This is a genomic window from Mesorhizobium terrae (genome assembly GCF_008727715.1).
Taxonomy (GTDB): Bacteria; Pseudomonadota; Alphaproteobacteria; order Rhizobiales; family Rhizobiaceae; genus Mesorhizobium; species Mesorhizobium terrae.
On sequence record NZ_CP044218.1, the window covers coordinates 4937740 to 4956042 of the forward strand.

The 18303-nt window shown below is 62.5% G+C and carries 21 protein-coding genes; 5 read left to right on the forward strand and 16 right to left on the reverse strand.

Going from position 1 to position 18303, the window contains the following annotated elements; translation table 11 throughout:
* Positions 1 to 3: 3 nt before the first annotated feature.
* From FZF13_RS24870 to FZF13_RS24890, 5 genes are all read right to left on the reverse strand, one after another.
* A complete protein-coding gene (locus tag FZF13_RS24870) occupies positions 4 to 945 on the reverse strand; it encodes an alpha-E domain-containing protein (RefSeq protein ID WP_024924852.1) in 942 nt (313 codons plus the stop codon).
* A gap of 70 nt (positions 946 to 1015) precedes the next feature.
* Positions 1016 to 1456, reverse strand: coding sequence for a four helix bundle protein (locus FZF13_RS24875; RefSeq protein ID WP_081766908.1), 441 nt, complete (start codon positions 1454 to 1456; stop codon positions 1016 to 1018).
* Entirely contained in the window at positions 1449 to 2861 is a 1413-nt protein-coding gene (locus FZF13_RS24880; protein ID WP_024924851.1) for a circularly permuted type 2 ATP-grasp protein, read from the reverse strand. Before FZF13_RS24880 ends, FZF13_RS24875 begins: the two co-directional genes overlap by 8 nt.
* Positions 2862 to 3035: 174 nt before the next feature.
* The gene (locus FZF13_RS24885; protein WP_024924850.1) at positions 3036 to 3272 is read right to left on the reverse strand and encodes an Lrp/AsnC ligand binding domain-containing protein; all 237 of its coding nucleotides are present in this window, start codon (positions 3270 to 3272) and stop codon (positions 3036 to 3038) included.
* A gap of 82 nt (positions 3273 to 3354) precedes the next feature.
* Positions 3355 to 3969 (reverse strand): DsbA family protein, encoded by a 615-nt coding sequence (locus FZF13_RS24890; RefSeq protein ID WP_024924849.1) that lies wholly within the window; start codon positions 3967 to 3969, stop codon positions 3355 to 3357.
* A gap of 178 nt (positions 3970 to 4147) precedes the next feature.
* On the opposite strand from FZF13_RS24890, the gene FZF13_RS24895 reads away from it, so the two are divergent.
* A complete protein-coding gene (locus FZF13_RS24895; protein WP_024924848.1) occupies positions 4148 to 5365 on the forward strand; it encodes a serine hydrolase domain-containing protein in 1218 nt (405 codons plus the stop codon).
* A 59-nt stretch (positions 5366 to 5424) separates the two neighbouring features.
* Here the strand turns inward: FZF13_RS24895 and tgt are convergent, their stop codons facing one another.
* Positions 5425 to 6555 carry a tRNA guanosine(34) transglycosylase Tgt gene (gene tgt, locus FZF13_RS24900; protein WP_024924847.1) on the reverse strand — a complete coding sequence of 377 codons (1131 nt, stop codon included), beginning with the start codon at positions 6553 to 6555 and terminating at the stop codon, positions 5425 to 5427.
* A 105-nt stretch (positions 6556 to 6660) separates the two neighbouring features.
* Between tgt and FZF13_RS24905 the strand changes: the two genes are divergently transcribed.
* Positions 6661 to 7065, forward strand: coding sequence for a GFA family protein (locus FZF13_RS24905; RefSeq protein WP_036253633.1), 405 nt, complete (start codon positions 6661 to 6663; stop codon positions 7063 to 7065).
* Between the two features lie 51 nt (positions 7066 to 7116).
* On the opposite strand, the gene queA is transcribed toward FZF13_RS24905, so the two are convergent.
* A complete protein-coding gene (queA, locus tag FZF13_RS24910; RefSeq protein WP_024924845.1) occupies positions 7117 to 8187 on the reverse strand; it encodes a tRNA preQ1(34) S-adenosylmethionine ribosyltransferase-isomerase QueA in 1071 nt (356 codons plus the stop codon).
* Between the two features lie 182 nt (positions 8188 to 8369).
* Here queA and FZF13_RS24915 point away from each other — a divergent pair, with 182 nt between their 5' ends.
* Positions 8370 to 9014: a dihydrofolate reductase family protein gene (locus FZF13_RS24915; protein ID WP_024924844.1), complete on the forward strand. Its 645-nt coding sequence runs from the start codon at positions 8370 to 8372 to the stop codon at positions 9012 to 9014.
* A gap of 29 nt (positions 9015 to 9043) precedes the next feature.
* Here the strand turns inward: FZF13_RS24915 and FZF13_RS24920 are convergent, their stop codons facing one another.
* From FZF13_RS24920 to coaD, 4 genes are read right to left on the reverse strand one after another with little or no spacing between them, the layout of a single operon-like run.
* Positions 9044 to 9493 (reverse strand): DMT family transporter, encoded by a 450-nt coding sequence (locus FZF13_RS24920; RefSeq protein ID WP_024924843.1) that lies wholly within the window; start codon positions 9491 to 9493, stop codon positions 9044 to 9046.
* Positions 9494 to 9498: 5 nt separating this feature from the next.
* On the reverse strand, positions 9499 to 10014 hold the full coding sequence (locus FZF13_RS24925; RefSeq protein WP_024924842.1) for a peptidylprolyl isomerase: 516 nt from the start codon (positions 10012 to 10014) through the stop codon (positions 9499 to 9501).
* A gap of 21 nt (positions 10015 to 10035) precedes the next feature.
* Positions 10036 to 10623 (reverse strand): peptidylprolyl isomerase, encoded by a 588-nt coding sequence (locus FZF13_RS24930; protein WP_024924841.1) that lies wholly within the window; start codon positions 10621 to 10623, stop codon positions 10036 to 10038.
* A 20-nt stretch (positions 10624 to 10643) separates the two neighbouring features.
* On the reverse strand, positions 10644 to 11144 hold the full coding sequence (gene coaD / locus FZF13_RS24935; RefSeq protein WP_024924840.1) for a pantetheine-phosphate adenylyltransferase: 501 nt from the start codon (positions 11142 to 11144) through the stop codon (positions 10644 to 10646).
* A 194-nt stretch (positions 11145 to 11338) separates the two neighbouring features.
* On the opposite strand from coaD, the gene FZF13_RS29475 reads away from it, so the two are divergent.
* The gene (locus FZF13_RS29475; protein WP_275040854.1) at positions 11339 to 11473 is read left to right on the forward strand and encodes a hypothetical protein; all 135 of its coding nucleotides are present in this window, start codon (positions 11339 to 11341) and stop codon (positions 11471 to 11473) included.
* Positions 11474 to 11508: 35 nt separating this feature from the next.
* On the opposite strand, the gene FZF13_RS24940 is transcribed toward FZF13_RS29475, so the two are convergent.
* Together FZF13_RS24940 and gyrA are read right to left on the reverse strand one after the other, a co-directional pair.
* A complete protein-coding gene (locus FZF13_RS24940) occupies positions 11509 to 11988 on the reverse strand; it encodes a GNAT family N-acetyltransferase (protein WP_024924839.1) in 480 nt (159 codons plus the stop codon).
* 11 nt (positions 11989 to 11999) lie between these two features.
* Entirely contained in the window at positions 12000 to 14783 is a 2784-nt protein-coding gene (gene gyrA, locus FZF13_RS24945; RefSeq protein ID WP_024924838.1) for a DNA gyrase subunit A, read from the reverse strand.
* A 398-nt stretch (positions 14784 to 15181) separates the two neighbouring features.
* On the opposite strand from gyrA, the gene FZF13_RS24950 reads away from it, so the two are divergent.
* Complete coding sequence (locus FZF13_RS24950; RefSeq protein WP_024924837.1) at positions 15182 to 15811, forward strand: MarC family protein; 630 nt, start codon at positions 15182 to 15184, stop codon at positions 15809 to 15811.
* Positions 15812 to 16243: 432 nt separating this feature from the next.
* Here the strand turns inward: FZF13_RS24950 and FZF13_RS24955 are convergent, their stop codons facing one another.
* The 3 genes from FZF13_RS24955 to ssb form a co-directional block, all read right to left on the reverse strand.
* Positions 16244 to 16675, reverse strand: a complete 432-nt coding sequence (locus FZF13_RS24955) for an OsmC family protein (RefSeq protein WP_024924836.1) — start codon at positions 16673 to 16675, stop codon at positions 16244 to 16246.
* A gap of 32 nt (positions 16676 to 16707) precedes the next feature.
* Positions 16708 to 17628: a 5'-methylthioadenosine/S-adenosylhomocysteine nucleosidase gene (locus FZF13_RS24960; protein WP_024924835.1), complete on the reverse strand. Its 921-nt coding sequence runs from the start codon at positions 17626 to 17628 to the stop codon at positions 16708 to 16710.
* 68 nt (positions 17629 to 17696) lie between these two features.
* A complete protein-coding gene (gene ssb, locus FZF13_RS24965) occupies positions 17697 to 18236 on the reverse strand; it encodes a single-stranded DNA-binding protein (protein ID WP_024924834.1) in 540 nt (179 codons plus the stop codon).
* Positions 18237 to 18303 lie beyond the last annotated feature (67 nt).

An 18303-nucleotide genomic window follows, 5' to 3' on the forward strand; every position in this document is an offset into this window, starting at 1 on the left:
ATCCTAGTAGAACCGGTAGTCCTCGGCGATCTCGTCGCCGAGCCGCGTGTTCTCGGCGATGAAATTGCCGAGGAATTCGTGCAAGCCGGCGTCGAAGACGTCCTTGATCGAGCCGACTTTCAGCATTGCGTGGATACGCTCGGCGGTGGTGTGACAGGCATGGCGCGCGCCATAGTCGCTGCCAAGGAAATTCAGATGTTCGAGGATGAAGCGGTAGCAGAACGTCAGCGAGCGCGGCATGCGCGCATTGACGATCAGATAGTCGGCGATGTTCGTCGGTTTGTATTCGGCCTCATACACCCAGCGGTAGGAGCGGTGCGCCGACACCGAGCGCAGGATCGATTCCCACTGGTAGTTGTCGAGCGTCGAACCGACCCAGGAAATCGACGGCAGAAGCACGTAATACTTCACGTCGAGGATGCGCGCCGTGTTGTCGGCGCGTTCGAGATAGGTGCCGAGCTGCGAGAAATCGAAGATCTCGTTGCGCAGCATGGTGCCGTAGAAGGCGCCGCGGATCAGCGCCGTCTCGCGTTTGACGGCGTCGAGCACGGTCGGCAGTTCGCGCTGGTCGATCGGCTTGGCCAGAATGCGCTTCAGGGCCATCCAGGCCTCGTTGGTGCTTTCCCACGTCTCGCGTGTCAGCGCCGTGCGCACCATGCGGGCGTTGTTGCGCGCGGTTTCGATGGACGACATCACGCTGGACGGGTTCGACGTGTCGCGCAGCAGGAAATCTGCGACATTGGCAGCGGTGAACTCGGAATATTTCTGCGCGAAGGCGACATCGGAACCGGCACTGATGACAACGGAGTGCCATTCCTCGGAAGCATCCTGCGTACGTGTCAGCGCCATGCGCAGACCGGCATCGACCAGGCGCGCCATGTTCTCAGCCCGCTCGATATAGCGGTTCATCCAGTAAAGGCCGTTGGCGGTGCGTCCGAGAAGCATTAGCTGGGCCTCCCGGCGGCAATCGGCAGTCGGCAGTCGGCAGATCGGAAGGGTATGCGTATCAGCGCCATCAGCTTGCCCGTTGGAGACTGCGTATCAAGGCCCGAAGCATCCGACCGATATCGTTTGCCTGAGCCAAAAAGCGTCGTTGTGCTTCCGCCTCGAGAAAGCCAACGCGGGTAGAAATTATGATGTGCGTCTCGAATTCCTTCAGCGAACCTTGAGCGATGCGAAGGAACTGGACGTAAGAACCGGTATTTTCCCGACCATATCCTTCCGCGATATTGGCCGCCACGGAAGTGGCTGCTCGTCTCAACTGAGATGTAAGTCCATACAATTCAGATTGCGGAAAAGCTCTGGTCTGTTCGTAACAGTCGACAGCCAATTCAATAGCCAGGTTCCACACTCTTAGATCGCGATATGAGCCGATCTTGCTGTTTTCAGAACCGAGCGGCGGCTCGTGATCTGAGACCGACTGCCGACTGCCGATTGCCGACCAGCCGCTAGTCATCCAACACCCACGTATCCTTCGTCCCGCCGCCCTGAGACGAATTCACCACGAGCGAGCCTTCCTTCAGCGCGACACGGGTCAGGCCGCCGGGCACCAGCTGGATGCGGTCGGAGACGAGCACATAGGGCCTGAGGTCGACGTGCCTCGGCGCCAGACCCTTTTCGGTCATGATCGGGCACGTCGAGAGCGCAAGGGTCGGCTGGGCGATATAGTTCGACGGCTTGGCGGCGAGTTTCTTGCCGAACTCCTCGCATTCCTTTCTGGTCGCGGCCGGACCGACCAGCATGCCGTAGCCGCCCGACCCGTGAACCTCCTTGATGACCAGCTCGGACAGATGCTCCAGCACATATTTCAGGCTGTCCGGCTCCGAGCAGCGCCAGGTCGGGATGTTGCCGAGGATCGGCTTGCGGCCGGTGTAGAATTCGACGATTTCCGGCATGTAGGAATAGATCGCCTTGTCGTCGGAAATGCCGGTGCCCGGCGCATTGGCGATGGTGATGTTGCCGGCGCGGTAGACGTCCATGATGCCTGGCACGCCGAGCGCTGAATCGGGCTTGAAGGTCAGCGGGTCCAGATAGGCATCGTCGACGCGGCGGTAGAGCACGTCGATCTGCTTGTAGCCTTCGGTCGTGCGCATCGCGACATGGCCGTCGACGACGCGCAGGTCCGAACCCTCCACCAGTTGCACGCCCATCTGGTCGGCAAGAAAGGCGTGTTCGTAATAGGCGGAGTTGTAGATGCCCGGGGTCAGCACCGCGATGGTCGGCGTGCCGTCGACGCCCTTCGGCCTGACCGCCGCCAGCGATTGCCGGAGCAGCGCCGGATAGTTCTCCACCGGCCGCACCTTGATCTGCTGGAACAACTCCGGAAAGAGCTGCATCATCGTCTCGCGGTTCTCCAGCATGTAGGAGACGCCCGACGGCGTGCGCGCATTGTCCTCCAGAACGTAGAACTCGTTCTCACTGATGCGGACGATGTCGACCCCGATGATGTGGGTGTAGACGCCTGCCGGCGGACGAACCCCGATCATCTCGGGCAGGAAGGCCTCGTTGTCGGCGATCAGCTGCCGGGGCACGCGTCCGGCGCGCAGGATTTCCTGGCGATGATAGATGTCATCCAGAAACGCGTTCAACGCCTGCACGCGCTGCTCGATGCCGAGCGCCAGCCGGCGCCATTCCTGGCCGGCAATGATGCGGGGCACGATGTCAAAGGGGATGAGGCGCTCGGAGGCCTCCTGCTCGCCGTAAACGGCGAAGGTGATGCCGGTTTTCCGGAAGACGCGCTCCGCATCCTCCATCTTCTGGGCCAGTCTGGCCGGGTCTTGTTCTTTTAGCCAACGATCATAAGCCGAGTATGGTCTTCTCAGCCCGGTAGTTTCCGGAAGCATCTCGTCGAAAGCTGCCAATCGCGTACTCCCCTCTGAAGCCATTTGAACTGGCGTCGGGGAAGAAAATCAAGCGCAATCGGTGATTTGCATCAGGCCTAGCCAACAATGTCGGCTGGTTGCACAATGGCAAGGCGGCAAAGCACTGTTATGGGCAGCCGCATGCCGAAAAAACGGTCACCCGGAAGGCGAGCGTCAGAACGCCCGGAAGGTGACGGTCGTGAACGTATCCTTGATGCCGGGAATGACCTGCACCTTCTCGTTGACGAAATGGCCGACATCCTGATCGTCATCGATGTAGAACTTCGCCATCAGGTCGTAGTGACCGGCGGTCGAATAGATTTCGGAAGCGATCTCGGCGTCGGCCAGCGCGCTTGCCACGTCATAGGCCTTGCCGAGCTCGCATTTGAACTGAACGAAAAAAGTCTTCACGGCTCCGCCTCGCTGGTGCCCTTGCTGATGCGGTCGTTCTGGCAGACTGGCGGCGGCGTTTCAAGCGCCGCCTTGGGTAGGGTCAGGACCTGGCTTGACGAACCGCCGTCCTGAGTTCGTCCAGCGACAGACCGTGACGGAACAGGCGGCCGCCCACCACCAGTGCCGGTGTGCCACGCAGCTTGAAGGCACTGGCCTGGCTCTCGTTGCGGACAAGCAGCGCGTCGATCCCGGCACCGCGCTCGGCCAGATTTGCACGCGTCCTGGCAAGGTCGATGCCGGCATCGGCCAGGATCGTATCCGTGCGGCGCTCCGACAGCCGGCCCTCGGCCGTCATCAGGGCATCCACCGCCTGCCCATAGTGGCCGCTATCGCTGGTGGCGAGCGCCATTTTGGCCGCGTAGCGCGACGCGTCTCCAAAGATCGGCCAGTCCTTCATGACCAGACGGATGCCTGCGTCTTCCGCGAGCAGTTTCTTGAGCTCGATGAAGGCCAGTTTGCAGACCGGGCATTGAAAATCGACATATTCGGCGATGGTGACGTCGCCTTGCGGGTTGCCAAGCGCGGGAATGGCCGGATCGGCAGCCACTTCATCCATGGTCGGCATGGCTGCCGCATTGGCCAGCAGGCAAGGCAGCGCCAGAGCGGCGACCGCACCGGTCAAAAACAAACGACGGTCGATTGGCTGACACAACATCGTCCACTCCGAGATCCGCGCGAATCCTCCCGCCGAAAGCATGTCTGGCGCGCCTTAACCACGGCTTAAAGGCGGAAGGGCCGACAGTGGCGCCGAGATTGACACATCTTCCTTTGACGGCTTCAAAATCGGCATAGTCATGAGAGCCGCCGTCAGAGCGGTTTTGGGGAGGATTTTCATGCGGACATTCTGGCGTTGGGCATTGCGCGTCGTTGTGCTCACTGTCGTCGTTGCGCTCGTCGGTGGCTTCGTCTTCCGCCAGAAGATCAAGGAACTGCATGCGGTCTATATCTATGCGAACCTGTTCAAGCCGGATGTGATCGACGAGAATTTCCGCTCGTTCTACAAGACCTATCCTTCCGTCCGCATCGAGCGTGGCGCCGAGGTGAGCGACCTTCCAAAAGCCGAACGGCCGCTTCCGGAAACATATGTGTCGGGCGGCGAGACCCGTACGATCGCCGACTGGATCGAACAATCCCAGACCACCGGCCTGCTGGTCATCAAGGACGGCGTGATCGTCCATGAGGAATACCGGCGCGGCAACAGCGCACAAACGCAATCGATCGCCATGTCGGTTTCGAAGTCGACCATCTCGTTCCTGATTGGCAACGCGGTTGCCGACGGTCTCATCAAGCTGGACGACCCGGTGGAGAAATACGCGCCGCTGCTGGCCGAGGGCGGCTACAAGGGCGTCAAGGTCAAGAACGTGCTGCAGATGGCGTCCGGCGTTGGATTCAACGAGGATTATGGCGACCTCAACTCCGACGTCGTGCGCTACATCATCCAGATCCTGACCGGCTCGGTGGACGATTTCACCGCCCATCTGAAGAACGAGCGCCCGCAAGGTACGGTCAACCGCTATGTCTCGGCCGATACGCAGGTGCTGGGCATGGTGCTGGAGGGTGCCACCGGAAAGCCCCTGCCCGACTATTTCAAGGAGCGGCTGTGGTCGCGTCTCGGTCCCGAGGCCGATGCCTACTGGCTGGTCGATCAGAAGAAAGAAACGATCGCCGCCGGCGGGCTCAATGCGGTGCTGCGCGACTATGCCCGCTTCGGGCTGCTTTATCTGAACGAGGGGCGCAACTGGAAGGGCGAGCAGATCGTGCCGGCAGTGTGGGTGCATGCCTCGGTGACACCCGACGCGCCCTATCTGATGCCGGGCCGCGAAGACGCAGCCGCCGGCGTGCCGTTCGGCTATGGCTACCAATGGTGGATACCCGGCAAGCCGCAGGGCGACTTCTCGGCCATCGGCATCTATGGCCAGTTCATCTACGTCAACCCGGCGCGCAAGGTCGTCATCGCCAAAACCTCGGCCTATGTCGACTACAACAACAGCGGCAACGCCATGGAGTACGCGACGATCGATGCCTTCCAGGCGATCGCCAACGCGCTGTAATACTTTTGATCCGATGCCTGAGCTTTCCGAAGATCGATCCAGACCCGCAGGATCAAGCGCTACAGAGCCGGTAGATCGCCCCTCGCCCAGCCTTCCGAGATCGCCGCCGTTCGGGTCTCAAACTGGCCGGCCTCGATCGCATTGCGAATGTCCTGCATCAGCTTCTGATAGTAGGACAGGTTGTTCCAGGTCAGCAGCATGGCACCGAGCGCTTCCTGCGAGCGCACAAGGTGGTGCAGATAGGCGCGGGAATAGTCGCGCGCGGCCGGGCAGTCGCTCTCTTCGTCCAACGGGCGTGGATCGTCGGCGTGGCGGGCGTTGCGCAGGTTGATCTTGCCGCGCCGTGTATAGGCAAGCCCGTGGCGCCCCGCCCTTGTCGGCATCACGCAATCGAACATGTCGATGCCGCGCGCCACCGACTTCACGATGTCGTCGGGCGTGCCGACGCCCATCAGGTAGCGCGGCTTTTCCGCCGGCAGTTCCGGACAGGTGATGTCGAGCATCTCCAGCATCACAGCCTGCGGCTCGCCGACCGCGAGACCGCCGACTGCGTAGCCTTTGAGCCCCATGGCGGACAGCGCCTGCGCGGAACGCACGCGCAGCTTTTCATTGTCGCCGCCTTGCACGATGCCGAACATCGCCTTGCCGGGCTGGTCGCCAAAAGCCGTCTTGCAGCGCTCGGCCCAGCGCAGCGACAGCTCCATCGCCCGCTCGATTTCGTTCTCGTCCGCCGGCAGCGCGGTGCATTCGTCGAGCTGCATCTGGATGTCGGAATCGAGCAGGCCCTGGATTTCGATCGAGCGCTCCGGCGACATTTCATAGGGCGAACCGTCGATATGCGAGCGGAAGGTGACGCCCTGCTCGGTCAGCTTCCTGAGCTTCGACAGCGACATCACCTGGAAACCGCCGGAATCGGTCAGGATCGGATGCGGCCAGCGGGCGAATTCGTGCAGGCCGCCCAATCGCGCGACACGCTCGGCGCCCGGGCGCAGCATCAGGTGATAGGTGTTGCCCAGGATGATGTCGGCGCCGACGCCGCGCACCTGGTCCATATACATGGCCTTGACGGTGCCGCCCGTGCCGACCGGCATGAAGGCCGGCGTGCGGATCTTGCCGCGCGGCATGGAGATTTCGCCGCGCCGCGCCTTGCCGTCGGTGGCGAGTACAGAAAAGGAAAAGCTCTCGGTCATGCGCTGCCTTTAGCCGCCGCCGCGCTGCATGACAATCGCCGGACCTACCTTGTTCGATCAAGGCGGCCCTTCTACCCTGTATGACGGCAAACCGGGGTCGACCCGATGACGACGATCGAAGGTGCATGCCATTGCGGCGCGGTCCGCTGGCGCTTCAACGGAACACCGGAAGGCGCGACGGCGTGCAACTGCACGGTCTGCCGCCGCCACGGAACCCTGTGGATCTATGGTCATGAGGGCGAGGAGATCGAGGTGTCGGGCGAGGCGCACGCCTATGCGCGCCACGGCAGCGAAAGCCACCTCACCTTCAACTTCTGCCCGAAATGCGGCTGCGTGGCCTGGTGGCGCGGCACGCGGCTGAACAAGGAAGGCCGCCGGCGCATGGCCGTGAACGTACGGCTGGCCGAGCCGGAGGTCGTCGCCGCCCTGCCCATCGACCATTTCGACGGGCTGGACACTTTTACCGACTTGCCGCGCGATGGCCGCTGCGTGGCGGACTACTGGTTCTGAATACCAGCGAAGTCGCTATTCGCCTAATTCCCTGTCATGCACCGGCGCGCCTCACGCCCTGAACAGCAGACTGCCGTCGCCGTAGGAATAGAAACGATAGCCGCTCTTAATGGCATGGCCATAGGCCAAGCGCATGGTTTCCAATCCGGCAAAGGCCGACACCAGCATGAACAGCGTCGAGCGCGGCAGGTGGAAATTGGTCATCAGCGCATCGGCGGTGCGGAAGCGATAGCCGGGCGTGATGAAGATGTCGGTCGCGCCTGACCAGGCGGCGAGCGTGCCGTCCGGGCGCGCGGCACTCTCCAGAAGCCTGAGCGAGGTGGTGCCGACGCAAACGATGCGGTTGCCGCGCGCCTTGGCGGCATTCAGCGCATCGGCGGTCTCCTGTGACACATAACCGGTCTCGGCATGCATTTTGTGGTCGGCCGTATCGTCGGCTTTGACCGGCAGAAAGGTGCCGGCGCCGACATGCAGCGTCACGAACCGCCGCTCAATGCCTTTGGCATCGAGTGCGGCAAACAGGTCCGGCGTGAAATGCAGGCCGGCGGTGGGGGCCGCCACGGCCCCCTCTTCCCGCGCATAGATCGTCTGGTAGTCGGAAAGATCGCGCGCGTCGTCGTCGCGCTTGGAGGCGATATAGGGCGGCAGCGGAATGTGGCCGACGGCATGCAGCGCTTCATCGAGGAATGCACCCGAGAGGTCAAAGCCGAGCAGGACTTCGCCGCCCTCGCGCTTTTCGAGCACGGTGGCGTCGAGCTGGCCGAGAAAACAGGAATTGCCGTCATGGCCGAAATGGATGCGGTCGCCGGTGGCGATGCGCTTGCCGGGCCGCATGAAGGCCAGCCAGCGGTCGGCCCCGGTGCGCATATGCAGCGTCGCCTCGACCTGAGCGGTCGCGTCGCCACGCCGGCGGATGCCGCGCAGCTGCGCCGGGATGACCTTAGTGTCGTTGAAGACGAGCACATCGCCGGGTTCGAGCAATGACGGCAGGTCGCGCACGACCTTGTCGGCCAGCCCCTCGCCGGGCCTCACCACCAGGAGTCGTGCCGCGTCGCGCGGTTCGGCCGGGCGTAGCGCAATGCGCTCCTCGGGCAGGTCGAAATCGAACAAATCCACTTTCATGGCTGCGGCAATAGCCTGATCTGGACCCGGCCGTCACCTGCTTTTGCGCCACCGCGCCTCGCGGCCGGTCACACAAGGGCAATGCGACGATGGAGTCGCTACTCATAACTGATTGCATTTTGCAATCAGTATACCTATCTTCGCGTACCCTGGAAAAACACTCCCAAAGCAGGACGCGTGTCATGAGTAAGGTTAGAGTATTGGGTTTCTCGGTTTCGCTCGACGGCTACGGCGCCGGGCCGGAACAGAGCCTCGAACACCCGTTCGGCAAGGGCGGCATGGAATTGCCGCAATGGCTGATGGGAACGAAGACATTCAACACGATGATCGGCGAACAAGGCGGTTCGACCGGCGTGGACGACCGCTATGCGGCGGCCTCGCTGCAAGGCTTCGGCGCCTTCATTATCGGCCGCAACATGTTCGGTCCGCTACGTGGTGAATGGCCGGACGAGAACTGGAAAGGCTGGTGGGGCGACAACCCGCCCTATCACACGCCGGTGTTCGTGCTTACGCATCACGCGCGGCCGTCGATCGAGATGGAGGGCGGAACGACCTTCCATTTCGTCACCGAAGGCGCCGACGAGGCGTTGAAGCGGGCAAAGGCGGCGGCGGGCAAGCTCGACGTCAAGATCGGTGGCGGTGTCGAGACGGTGCGGCACTATCTGCGCACCGGGGCGATCGATGACATGCATCTGGCGATTTCGCCGGTGCTGCTCGGCAAGGGCGAAGCGCTTTTCGCCGGTCTTGACCTGCCGGCTCTCGGCTATCAGGTCACGGCCCGCGAGACAACGGACCTAGCCACGCATGTCGTGCTGGAGAAACGTTGAAGCGCCGTCCCCGGTGGGGACGACACGCTTCAATAAAGCCTGATCATCAGGGCGCCGGCGAGCAAGAGCACGGCGCCCACGATGCGGCCGGTGGAGATTTCGCGAACCGCGACGCCAAGAAAGCCAACGCGATCGACCATCATGCCGGCCAGAAGCTGGCCGGCGACCAGGAATGCCATCAGCGCCGCGGCGCCGATCCGCGGCGTCAACAGCACCGAGCTCGTCACATAAACGGCACCAAGGGCACCGCCAGCCACGAACAGCCATGGTGCGGGGGTTCGCCAGTCGATGACGAGCCCCTGCGTTCTGGTGGTGAAGAAGGTGACAACGCCCAGCACGACAGCGCCGGCCAGGAACGAAATCGCGGCGGCAGCCACGGGCACGCCCAATCCGCGTGCGAGTTGGGCATTGATGGGAGCCTGGATCGCGATGAAGGCGCCCGCCAGGACGCCGAGAAGCGACCAGAGAGCGCCGACCATCGAGCTTAGGCCTGCACGTCCGCGGCGACCTTCAGCGACACGATCTTGTCGGGATCCTGCACCGGCTCGCCGCGCTTGATCTTGTCGACATTGTCCATGCCTTCGATGACCTGGCCCCAGACCGTGTACTGGCGGTTGAGGAAGCCGGCATCCTCGAAGCAGATGAAGAACTGCGAATTGGCCGAGTTCGGGTTCTGCGCGCGCGCCATCGAGCAGGTGCCGCGGCCGTGGTTCATGTTGGAGAATTCGGCCTTCAGGTCCGGCCTGTCGGAGCCGCCCATGCCGGCGCGGCCCGGGTTGAAGTCCTTGCCGCCCGACTTGCCGAACTTGACGTCGCCGGTCTGGGCCATGAAGCCGTCGATGACGCGATGGAAGACGACGCCGTCATAAGCGCCTTCGCGGGCCAGTTCCTTGATGCGGCCGACATGGCCAGGGGCCAGATCGGGGAACAGTTCGATGACGACCTTACCCTTGGTCGTTTCCATGATGAGCGCGTTTTCGCGGTCCTTGATTTCAGCCATTTTCTGTATCCTCTTGAAAAATCAGTTCTTGTCAGCGGCGATGCGGACCTTGACCATGCGGTCGGGATCGGTGACCGCGCCGTTGTCGGCGGCATCGCCCTTCTTGATCTTGTCGACGAGTTCCATGCCCTTCTCGACGGTGCCGACAATGGTGTACTGGCCGTTCAGCGACGGCGCCGGGGCGAACATGATGAAGAACTGCGAGTTCGCCGAGTTCGGGTTCTGGGAGCGGGCCATGCCGACGACGCCGCGCACATATTTCTCCTTGGAGAATTCGGCCGGCAGGTCCGGCTCCTTCGAGCCGCCGGTTCCGGCGAGGCTGGCATCATAACCCTTCTTGGCGTTGCCGTACTGCACGTCTCCGGTCTGGGCCATGAAGCCGTCGATCACGCGATGGAAGACGACATTGTCATAGGCGCCTTCGCGCACCAGCTTCTTGATCTGGGCAACATGCTTCGGCGCCAAATCGGGGCGCAGGGCGACGACGACGTCACCGTCCTTCAGCGTGATGACCATGGTGTTCTCGGGGTCTGCCGCGAAAGCCTGCGACGCGCCGCCGAACAGGCCGGCAAGCACGACGAGGAAAGCGGCGAGCTTCTTGAGCTGCATTGGAAAAATCTCCGAAAAGTCTATTTCGCGAATTTGGCTTTAAGCGCACCGGCGACCGCCACCGGCACGAACGGGCGGATATCGCCCCCCATCGAGGCTATCTGGCGGACCAATGTGGCGGTAATCGTGCGCACCGAGGGGCTGGCCGGCAGGAACACGGTCTGCAGTTCGGGCGCCATGGTCTCGTTCATGCCCGCCATCTGCATTTCATAGTCGAGATCGGTACCGTCGCGGAGGCCGCGGATCATGATCGAGGCACCTTGCTTGCGGGCGGCGTCGATCACCAGCCCGGTAAAGGAAACGACGCGGATGCGCCGGCTTTCAGCCCCGAATTCAGTGGCGGCGGCCCTCTCAATCAGTTCGGCCCGTTCCTCGAATGAAAAGAGCGCCGTCTTCGACGCCTGGATGCCGATCGCGGCATACACCGTATCGGCAATCGCCAGCGACGCCTTCAGCACGTCGAGGTGACCGTTGGTCAACGGGTCGAAGGAGCCGGCATAGAGCGCGATGCGTTCGGTCATGTTGCTGCTTCTAGCGGGCGCGCGGCTGGAACGCAAATGGCCTTGCCACGCGGCGCGTGAACCCTTCGTCAACCATGAACAGCAGATGAACGGCGCAGTCAGACACGGTTAAATTCTGTTCACGTACAGATAGATGATGATGCGGAGTGAAACCTTTTCACCCGCCGCTCGTTTAGGTGACAGGAGAACCAGCCATGATGATCCTCATGCTCGCCACTGCAATGACCGTAGCGATGTTGATTGCGACCGTTTTCGGCCTACACCAGGAAGCCGAGCGCGTGCGCCTCGACGATTTCGACCGCCGCAACCGTTTCGGCCGCCGCCGCTAAGGCCCAATCCCGAACCAACCCCTGCCGACAGGCGCTTACGCCTCGTCGGCCAGCCGCTTCTCCATATCCACCACGATCCAGCCCGGCCGTTTCGGATTGGCCCGCCTGCCGGTTTCGCGATAGCCATAGGCCGAATAGAGCGCGATGTTCCGCTCCATTCGCGCGTTGGTGTAGAGCTTGACCAGATCGAACTGAGCGGCCCGCGCTTTTTGCTCGGCCCAGTCAAGCAGCCGGATGCCCAGCTTCCGGCCCTGGAAGGCCGGCGCCACCGCAACGGAAAAGATCAGGATGTGATCGGCGTGCCGTTCCAGCACGATCAGCCCGGCGAGCGCGCCTGAGACTTCCAGCAGCCAGACCTGCCCCGCTTCGATGCGAGGAGCGTAGTCCTCGGTGACAGGGATCGGCGGCGCGCCAAACGCCTGCGTATAAGGCTCATAAGCCTGCTCGGTCAGCGCCGTGACCGCCTCGACATCCGAGGCGGTGGCGAGGCGAAATACCGGCGTTTCGTCCAGCATCGTCCCGGCCGTCAGGCCTGCGCCGGATCAGCGCCGCCTTCGCCGGCACCGTCTTCGGCCGTCTCCTCGCCATCCGCATCGTCGCCTTCCGGCTCGGAAATGCGCTCGACGGACACCACCTTTTCGCCCTCGGCGGTGTTGAAGATGGTGACGCCCTTGGTGGCGCGGCTGGCGAAGCGGATATCGTGCACCGGCACGCGAATGACCTGGCCGCCGTCGGAGACGAGCATGATCTGGTCGTCATTGCCGATCGGGAAGGCCGCTACCAGCGGACCGATTTCACCCACCTTCGACACGTCGGTGGCGCGAATACCCTTGCCGCCGCGGTTGGTCAGGCGGAAGTCATAGGACGAGGAACGCTTGCCGTAACCATATTCGGTGACGGTGAGCACGAACTGCTCGTGCTGCCTCAGCAGTTCATAGCGCTCGTCGGAAAGCTGCGCTTCCTCGGAGACCTCCTCGTTGGTCAGCGCGACATCTTCCTCTTCGCCGGCGCCGGCCAGCCGCCGCTCGGCAACCGAGCGCTTGAGATAGGCTGCGCGTTCCGCCGGATCGGCGTCGACATGTTCGATGATCGCCATCGAGATGACGCGGTCGCCTTCGCCCATCGAGATACCGCGCACGCCGACCGAATTGCGGCTCTGGAACACGCGCACGTCATCGACACGGAAACGGATGCACTGGCCCGAATTGGCGGTCAGAAGCACGTCGTCATTGTCGGTGCAGGTTTCGACGCCGAGGATCTCGTCGCCTTCTTCCTCCAGCTTCATGGCGATCTTGCCGTTGCGATTGACCTGGACGAAATCGCTGAGCTTGTTGCGGCGGACGGTGCCGCGCGTCGTCGCGAACATCACGTCGAGTTCGCCCCAGCTTGCCTCGTCCTCCGGCAGCGGCATGATCGTGGTGATGCGTTCGCCCTGTTCGAGCGGCAGCATGTTGATCAGCGCCTTGCCGCGCGACTGCGGATTGCCGATTGGCAGGCGCCAGACCTTTTCCTTGTAGACGATGCCACGCGAGGAGAAAAACAACACCGGCGTATGGGTGTTGACCACGAATAGCCGGGTGACGAAATCCTCGTCCTTGGTCGACATGCCCGAGCGGCCCTTGCCGCCACGACGCTGCGCCCGGTAGAGCGACAGCGGCACGCGCTTGATGTAGCCGGAATGGCTGACGGTGACGACCATGTCCTCACGCGGGATCAGGTCCTCGTCTTCCATGTCGGCGCCAGCATCGGTGATCTCGGTGCGGCGCGGCGTACCGAACTCATCGCGCACGGCAATCAGTTCGTCCTTGACGATCTGCTGGATACGGGCACGGGAAGCCAGAATATCAAGGAAATCAGCAATTTCGGTGCCGATCTTGTTCAGTTCGTCGGCGATTTCGTCGCGACCGAGCGCGGTCAGGCGCTGCAGGCGCAATTCGAGAATGGCGCGGGCCTGCTCTTCCGACAGATTGTAGGTGCCGTCCTCGTTGATGCGGTGGCGCGGATCGTCGATCAGGCGGATCAGCGCCTCAACATCGGCGGCCGGCCAGCGGCGCGTCATCAGCTGCTCGCGCGCCGTCTGCGGGTCCGGCGCGTTGCGGATCAGCTTGATGACCTCGTCGATGTTGGCGACCGCGATCGCCAGACCGACCAGGACGTGAGCGCGTTCACGCGCCTTGCGCAGCAGGAACTTGGTGCGCCGGCTGATCACTTCCTCACGGAAAGCGACGAAGGCCCTCAGCATGTCGAGCAGGGTCAGCACTTCCGGCTTGCCGCCGTTCAAAGCCACCATATTGGCGCCGAACGACGTCTGCAGCGGCGTGAAGCGGTAGAGCTGGTTGAGGATCACCTCGGCATTGGCGTCGCGCTTCAGCTCGATCACCACGCGGTAGCCCTGACGATCGCTTTCGTCGCGAATGTCGGAAATGCCCTCGATGCGCTTTTCGCGCACCAGTTCGGCCATCTTCTCGATCATCGAGGCCTTGTTCACCTGATAGGGAACCTCGGTGATGACGATGGCCTCGCGCTCGCCGCGCATCTCCTCGACATGCACCTTGCCGCGCATGACGACCGAACCGCGGCCGGTCGAATAGGCGTTGTAGATACCGGAACGCCCAAGGATCAGACCGCCGGTCGGGAAATCCGGACCGGGAATGATCTCCATCATCGCGGCAAGATCGATGGCCGGATTGTCGATGACGGCGATGGCGCCGTTACAGACTTCCACAAGGTTATGCGGCGGGATGTTGGTGGCCATGCCCACCGCGATGCCACCCGCGCCATTGACCAGCAGCGCCGGGAAGCGCGCCGGCAGAACCTTCGGCTCCTGGCCAGACGCGTCATAGGTGTCCTGGAAGTCGACCGTATCCTTGTCGATGTCCTCGAGCAGCTCGTGCGCGACCTTGGTCAGGCGCGATTCCGTGTAGCGCATCGCTGCCGGCGGATCGCCGTCGATCGAACCGAAATTGCCCTGCCCGTCGATGAGCGGCACACGCATCGACCAATCCTGCGCCATGCGCACCAAGGCATCGTAGATCGAGGCGTCGCCGTGCGGGTGATATTTACCCATCACGTCGGCGACCGGGCGCGCCGACTTCACATATTTGCGGTTCCAATGATAGCCGCTCTCATGCGAGGCATAGAGGATGCGCCGGTGCACCGGCTTCATGCCGTCGCGCACATCGGGGAGCGCGCGGCTGACGATCACGCTCATGGCGTAATCGAGATAGGAGCGCTGCATCTCCTCGATAATAGAAATCGGCTCGATGCCTGAAGGGCCGTCCGGCCCGCGCGGTGTCTTCTGGTCGGTCAAAACAGATCGCAATCTTTAGGGAATCGTTCAAATCTTATATAGGAAAGCGGCGCCATTCTCCAATCCCGGAGCGCGGTTTTTCGTCGCCGCACCGATGTTTTCCAGTGCTTATTTCCCCTGTTATTTCAACGAGATAAGAGAAGCCGCCGAAAGGCGCCTCCATACGGGCCGCCACAATGTGGCAAGCTCGTGAATTTGCACCCGAAAATACCGTCACAGCAGCAGCGGAAATCGCATGAAACGCCACCGCCAGGATCCGGAAAAACGAGCAAATCCAAACGGCCGGCGATAGCTGACACTGGAAGCGTTGCCGACCGCAGCCATTGCGCGAACGACCGGTGACAAGGTGATCGCATTCGCGCTACCAATGACGCGGTCACGCGCGGAAGGGGAACGGCATGCCCACTTACGAAAGCCTGTTCAACGCCTTCGTGACGCTGCTCGTGACCATCGACCCGCCAGGCCTGGCGCCGCTCTTCCTGGCGGTGACGCGCGGCATGAACCGCGAACAGCGCCAGCAGGTGTCGGTGCGCGCTTCGATCATCGGCTTCCTGGTGATTGCACTCTTCGCTGTGGCCGGCGCCTCGATCCTTTCGGTGTTCGGCATTACCCTTCCGGCGTTTCGCGTCGCCGGCGGCTTCCTCCTGTTCTTCATCGCCTTCGAAATGGTGTTCGAGCGCCGGCAGGACCGTAAGGAAAAGAGCGCGGACGTGGCAATCACCAAGGACCACATCCACAACATCGCCGCCTTCCCGCTGGCCATACCGCTGATTGCTGGCCCCGGCGCCATCTCCGCGACGGTGCTGCTGTCCAGTTCATACCATGGCGTTGCGGGCCAACTGTCGCTGCTCGCCATCATCCTGGCCTGCCTGCTGATCACCTATGTGGTGTTCATTCTGGCCGAACGCATCGACCGTATCCTCGGCCAGACCGGGCGCTCGATCCTGACCCGGCTGCTCGGCGTCATCCTGGCCGCGCTCGCCGTGCAATTCGTCGCCGACGGCATCAAGGCGCTGGCCGGAAGCTGACAACTCCCACCTTACGCCGATCCGGCCACGGCCGGTCATTCCTTCATGAGCGAGCATCCGGACCGGCCCAGGAAGGCCCGATCTCGATCGGAAAACGGCATATGTGAAGAAGATCACAGATCGGGAACCGACGCGACAGCTACGCTGTCGCCGTCTCGCGCAATCATGACTGTCCAACGAGGGTTGCGCGTTCTCGGGAGCGTCCCGTGTGCCTCCCCGCATGCGGGACGCTCCCGCTTTTTCAACCGAAGCGAGGAGTGTCGGCAGCCTGCCGTGGCCAAGCCACGACTGCTTTGCTTCCGTTCCGGCCGGCAATGCATGGCCTGACGCCAGGCGACGCCATGCCAGTCGCAGCATGAAGACTTCGCGGTTGGAGCGCAAATTTCCCGCTCGACCGCGGTGGGGAGGGTCGGGTTGCCAGGCCCGAACGGATCAGAGCACGTCGGCAGCCGTATCGACCACTTCGAAGTCGTGCGTCACCTTCGCGGTCTTGCCCATCATGATCGAGGCCGAGCAGTATTTTTCGGCCGACAACTGCACCGCCCGCTCGACCTTGTCGCGCGACAGGCCCCTGCCCTTGACGATGAAATGCATGTGGATGCGGGTGAAGACCTTCGGATCGGTTTCGGCGCGATCGGAATCCAGCTCGACGACACAATCCTCGACCGCCTCGCGGCCCTTTTCGAGGATATGCACGACATCGATGGCCGAACAGCCGCCCGTGCCGATCAGAAGCAGTTCCATCGGGCTTGGCCCGGGTGACTTGCCGCCTTCGCCATGCGCCGTGCCCAGAACCAGTTTGTGGCCGCTCTGGGATTCTCCCACGAATGTGCGGCCTTCAACCCATTTGATACGCGCCTTCATGCCATTTCCTCTTTTCAGCGAAAGCCAGCGGCTCAGGGCATCTCGGCCAGAAGCGCCTTGACCACATGAGCCGAGTTTGTCGAGGCGAGCGCCATGAACGTCGCCATCTGATTGGCGCCTTCGCCGCCGCCAGCCAGATCGGAAAGACTGCGGACCGCCAGGAACGGCACGCCGTTGCTGTAGGTGACGTGAGCGACCGCGGCACTTTCCATGTCAAGCACCTTGGCATCGAAGGTCTTGTGCACATAGTCGCGGAATTCGGCGTTGTCGACGAAAGCCTGCCCGGACACGCCATTGCCGCCGACGACGATTTTGGGCGGCTTGGCGAGACAGCTGTTGTCGGACGCGCAGGCCAGAAGGTCGAGTTTCGCCGCCACCTTGCGCGCCGCATCGAGCAGCGCCGGGTCGGAAGGGAACCAGAATTTCGTCTCCTCATCAGCACCGCCCTTGCGGGCAATGCCGACCGAGCGCGGCACGATCATGCCATAGCCGGCGAATTTGTCCTTCGGCAGGAAGGCCGGGATCTCAAAACCGCTGTCGGTCTTGCGGGCAAACACCGCCTCGAGATACTGGCCCCATTGGTCGGCAATGACGACGTCGCCGATGCTCAGCGCCGGATCGACACCACCGGCAATGCCCGAAAAGACCACTGAAGTGACGACGAACTGATCGAGCGCGGATTGCGTGGTCATCGCCGCATTGACCATGCTGACCCCGCTCAGGAACAGAACGACGTCCTTGCCGGCAAGCTTGCCGGTGATGAATTTGCGCCCGTTGATCTCATGTTCGGCGCGGTCGGACAGATCCGCTTGCAACGCCACCCATTCGGGCGGAAAGGCGGAAACGACCGCGATGCGCTGCTTTTCGTCCAGGCGCTCGGCTGCCGAGGCAGCCGGCTCGAACATGGCCAAAAGCAGCAGACCAAGGGCCGCGAGACGGGCGAAAGCGCGCATCACCAGTTCTCCTGCGGGAAGAACCGCCCTACCCGACCGGCGGAGCGGTAAAAGCCGGCCAATAGCAATCAGAACGGGATTTCATCATCCAGTTCGCGGGACGCACCACCGCCGCCGCCACGGTTGCCACCGCTGTCGCGGCCGCCACCGAAACCACCGCCGGAGCCGCCGCGACCACCGCCGTCAGTAGGGCCGGACTGGCCGAAGCTGTCGCGACCGCCGCCGGAGTAACCAACCTGGCCGCCCTCGCCCTGTCCACGCGCGTCGAGCATCTGCAATTCGCCACGGAATTTCTGCAGCACGATCTCGGTCGTGTAGCGATCCTGGCCCTGCTGGTCCTGCCATTTGCGGGTCTGCAGCTGACCCTCGACATAAACCTTCATGCCCTTCTTCAGATATTGCTCGGCGACCTTGGCGAGCTGATCGTTGAAGATGACGACGTTATGCCACTCGGTCTTTTCCTTGCGTTCGCCCGAGTTCTTGTCGCGCCAGGATTCCGAGGTGGCGACGCGGATGTTGACGACCGCATCACCCGAATTCAGCCGACGGACTTCCGGGTCCGCGCCCAAATTACCAACCAGAATGACCTTATTGACGCTGCCCGCCATCACACTTCTCCGCGCTCATCCGAAACCAAATTTCTCGCCGCACCATATAGGCTGAGGGTTTTCAGTG

Bases quoted from the DNA above. Each gene is read 5' to 3' on its own strand.
- FZF13_RS24895 (WP_024924848.1), top strand. From the start codon at position 4,148: ATGCGGACATTCTGGCGTTGGGCATTGCGCGTCGTTGTGCTCACTGTC.
- FZF13_RS24915 (WP_024924844.1), top strand. From the start codon at position 8,370: ATGAGTAAGGTTAGAGTATTGGGTTTCTCGGTTTCGCTCGACGGCTAC.
- queA (WP_024924845.1), bottom strand. From the start codon at position 8,187: ATGAAAGTGGATTTGTTCGATTTCGACCTGCCCGAGGAGCGCATTGCG.
- coaD (WP_024924840.1), bottom strand. From the start codon at position 11,144: ATGACCGAACGCATCGCGCTCTATGCCGGCTCCTTCGACCCGTTGACC.
- FZF13_RS24875 (WP_081766908.1), bottom strand. From the start codon at position 1,456: ATGACTAGCGGCTGGTCGGCAATCGGCAGTCGGCAGTCGGTCTCAGAT.
- FZF13_RS24950 (WP_024924837.1), top strand. From the start codon at position 15,182: ATGCCCACTTACGAAAGCCTGTTCAACGCCTTCGTGACGCTGCTCGTG.
- FZF13_RS24955 (WP_024924836.1), bottom strand. From the start codon at position 16,675: ATGAAGGCGCGTATCAAATGGGTTGAAGGCCGCACATTCGTGGGAGAA.
- FZF13_RS29475 (WP_275040854.1), top strand. From the start codon at position 11,339: ATGATGATCCTCATGCTCGCCACTGCAATGACCGTAGCGATGTTGATT.
- FZF13_RS24940 (WP_024924839.1), bottom strand. From the start codon at position 11,988: ATGCTGGACGAAACGCCGGTATTTCGCCTCGCCACCGCCTCGGATGTC.
- FZF13_RS24905 (WP_036253633.1), top strand. From the start codon at position 6,661: ATGACGACGATCGAAGGTGCATGCCATTGCGGCGCGGTCCGCTGGCGC.
- FZF13_RS24960 (WP_024924835.1), bottom strand. From the start codon at position 17,628: ATGCGCGCTTTCGCCCGTCTCGCGGCCCTTGGTCTGCTGCTTTTGGCC.
- FZF13_RS24890 (WP_024924849.1), bottom strand. From the start codon at position 3,969: ATGTTGTGTCAGCCAATCGACCGTCGTTTGTTTTTGACCGGTGCGGTC.
- FZF13_RS24920 (WP_024924843.1), bottom strand. From the start codon at position 9,493: ATGGTCGGCGCTCTCTGGTCGCTTCTCGGCGTCCTGGCGGGCGCCTTC.
- ssb (WP_024924834.1), bottom strand. From the start codon at position 18,236: ATGGCGGGCAGCGTCAATAAGGTCATTCTGGTTGGTAATTTGGGCGCG.
- FZF13_RS24870 (WP_024924852.1), bottom strand. From the start codon at position 945: ATGCTTCTCGGACGCACCGCCAACGGCCTTTACTGGATGAACCGCTAT.
- FZF13_RS24925 (WP_024924842.1), bottom strand. From the start codon at position 10,014: ATGGCTGAAATCAAGGACCGCGAAAACGCGCTCATCATGGAAACGACC.
- tgt (WP_024924847.1), bottom strand. From the start codon at position 6,555: ATGACCGAGAGCTTTTCCTTTTCTGTACTCGCCACCGACGGCAAGGCG.
- FZF13_RS24930 (WP_024924841.1), bottom strand. From the start codon at position 10,623: ATGCAGCTCAAGAAGCTCGCCGCTTTCCTCGTCGTGCTTGCCGGCCTG.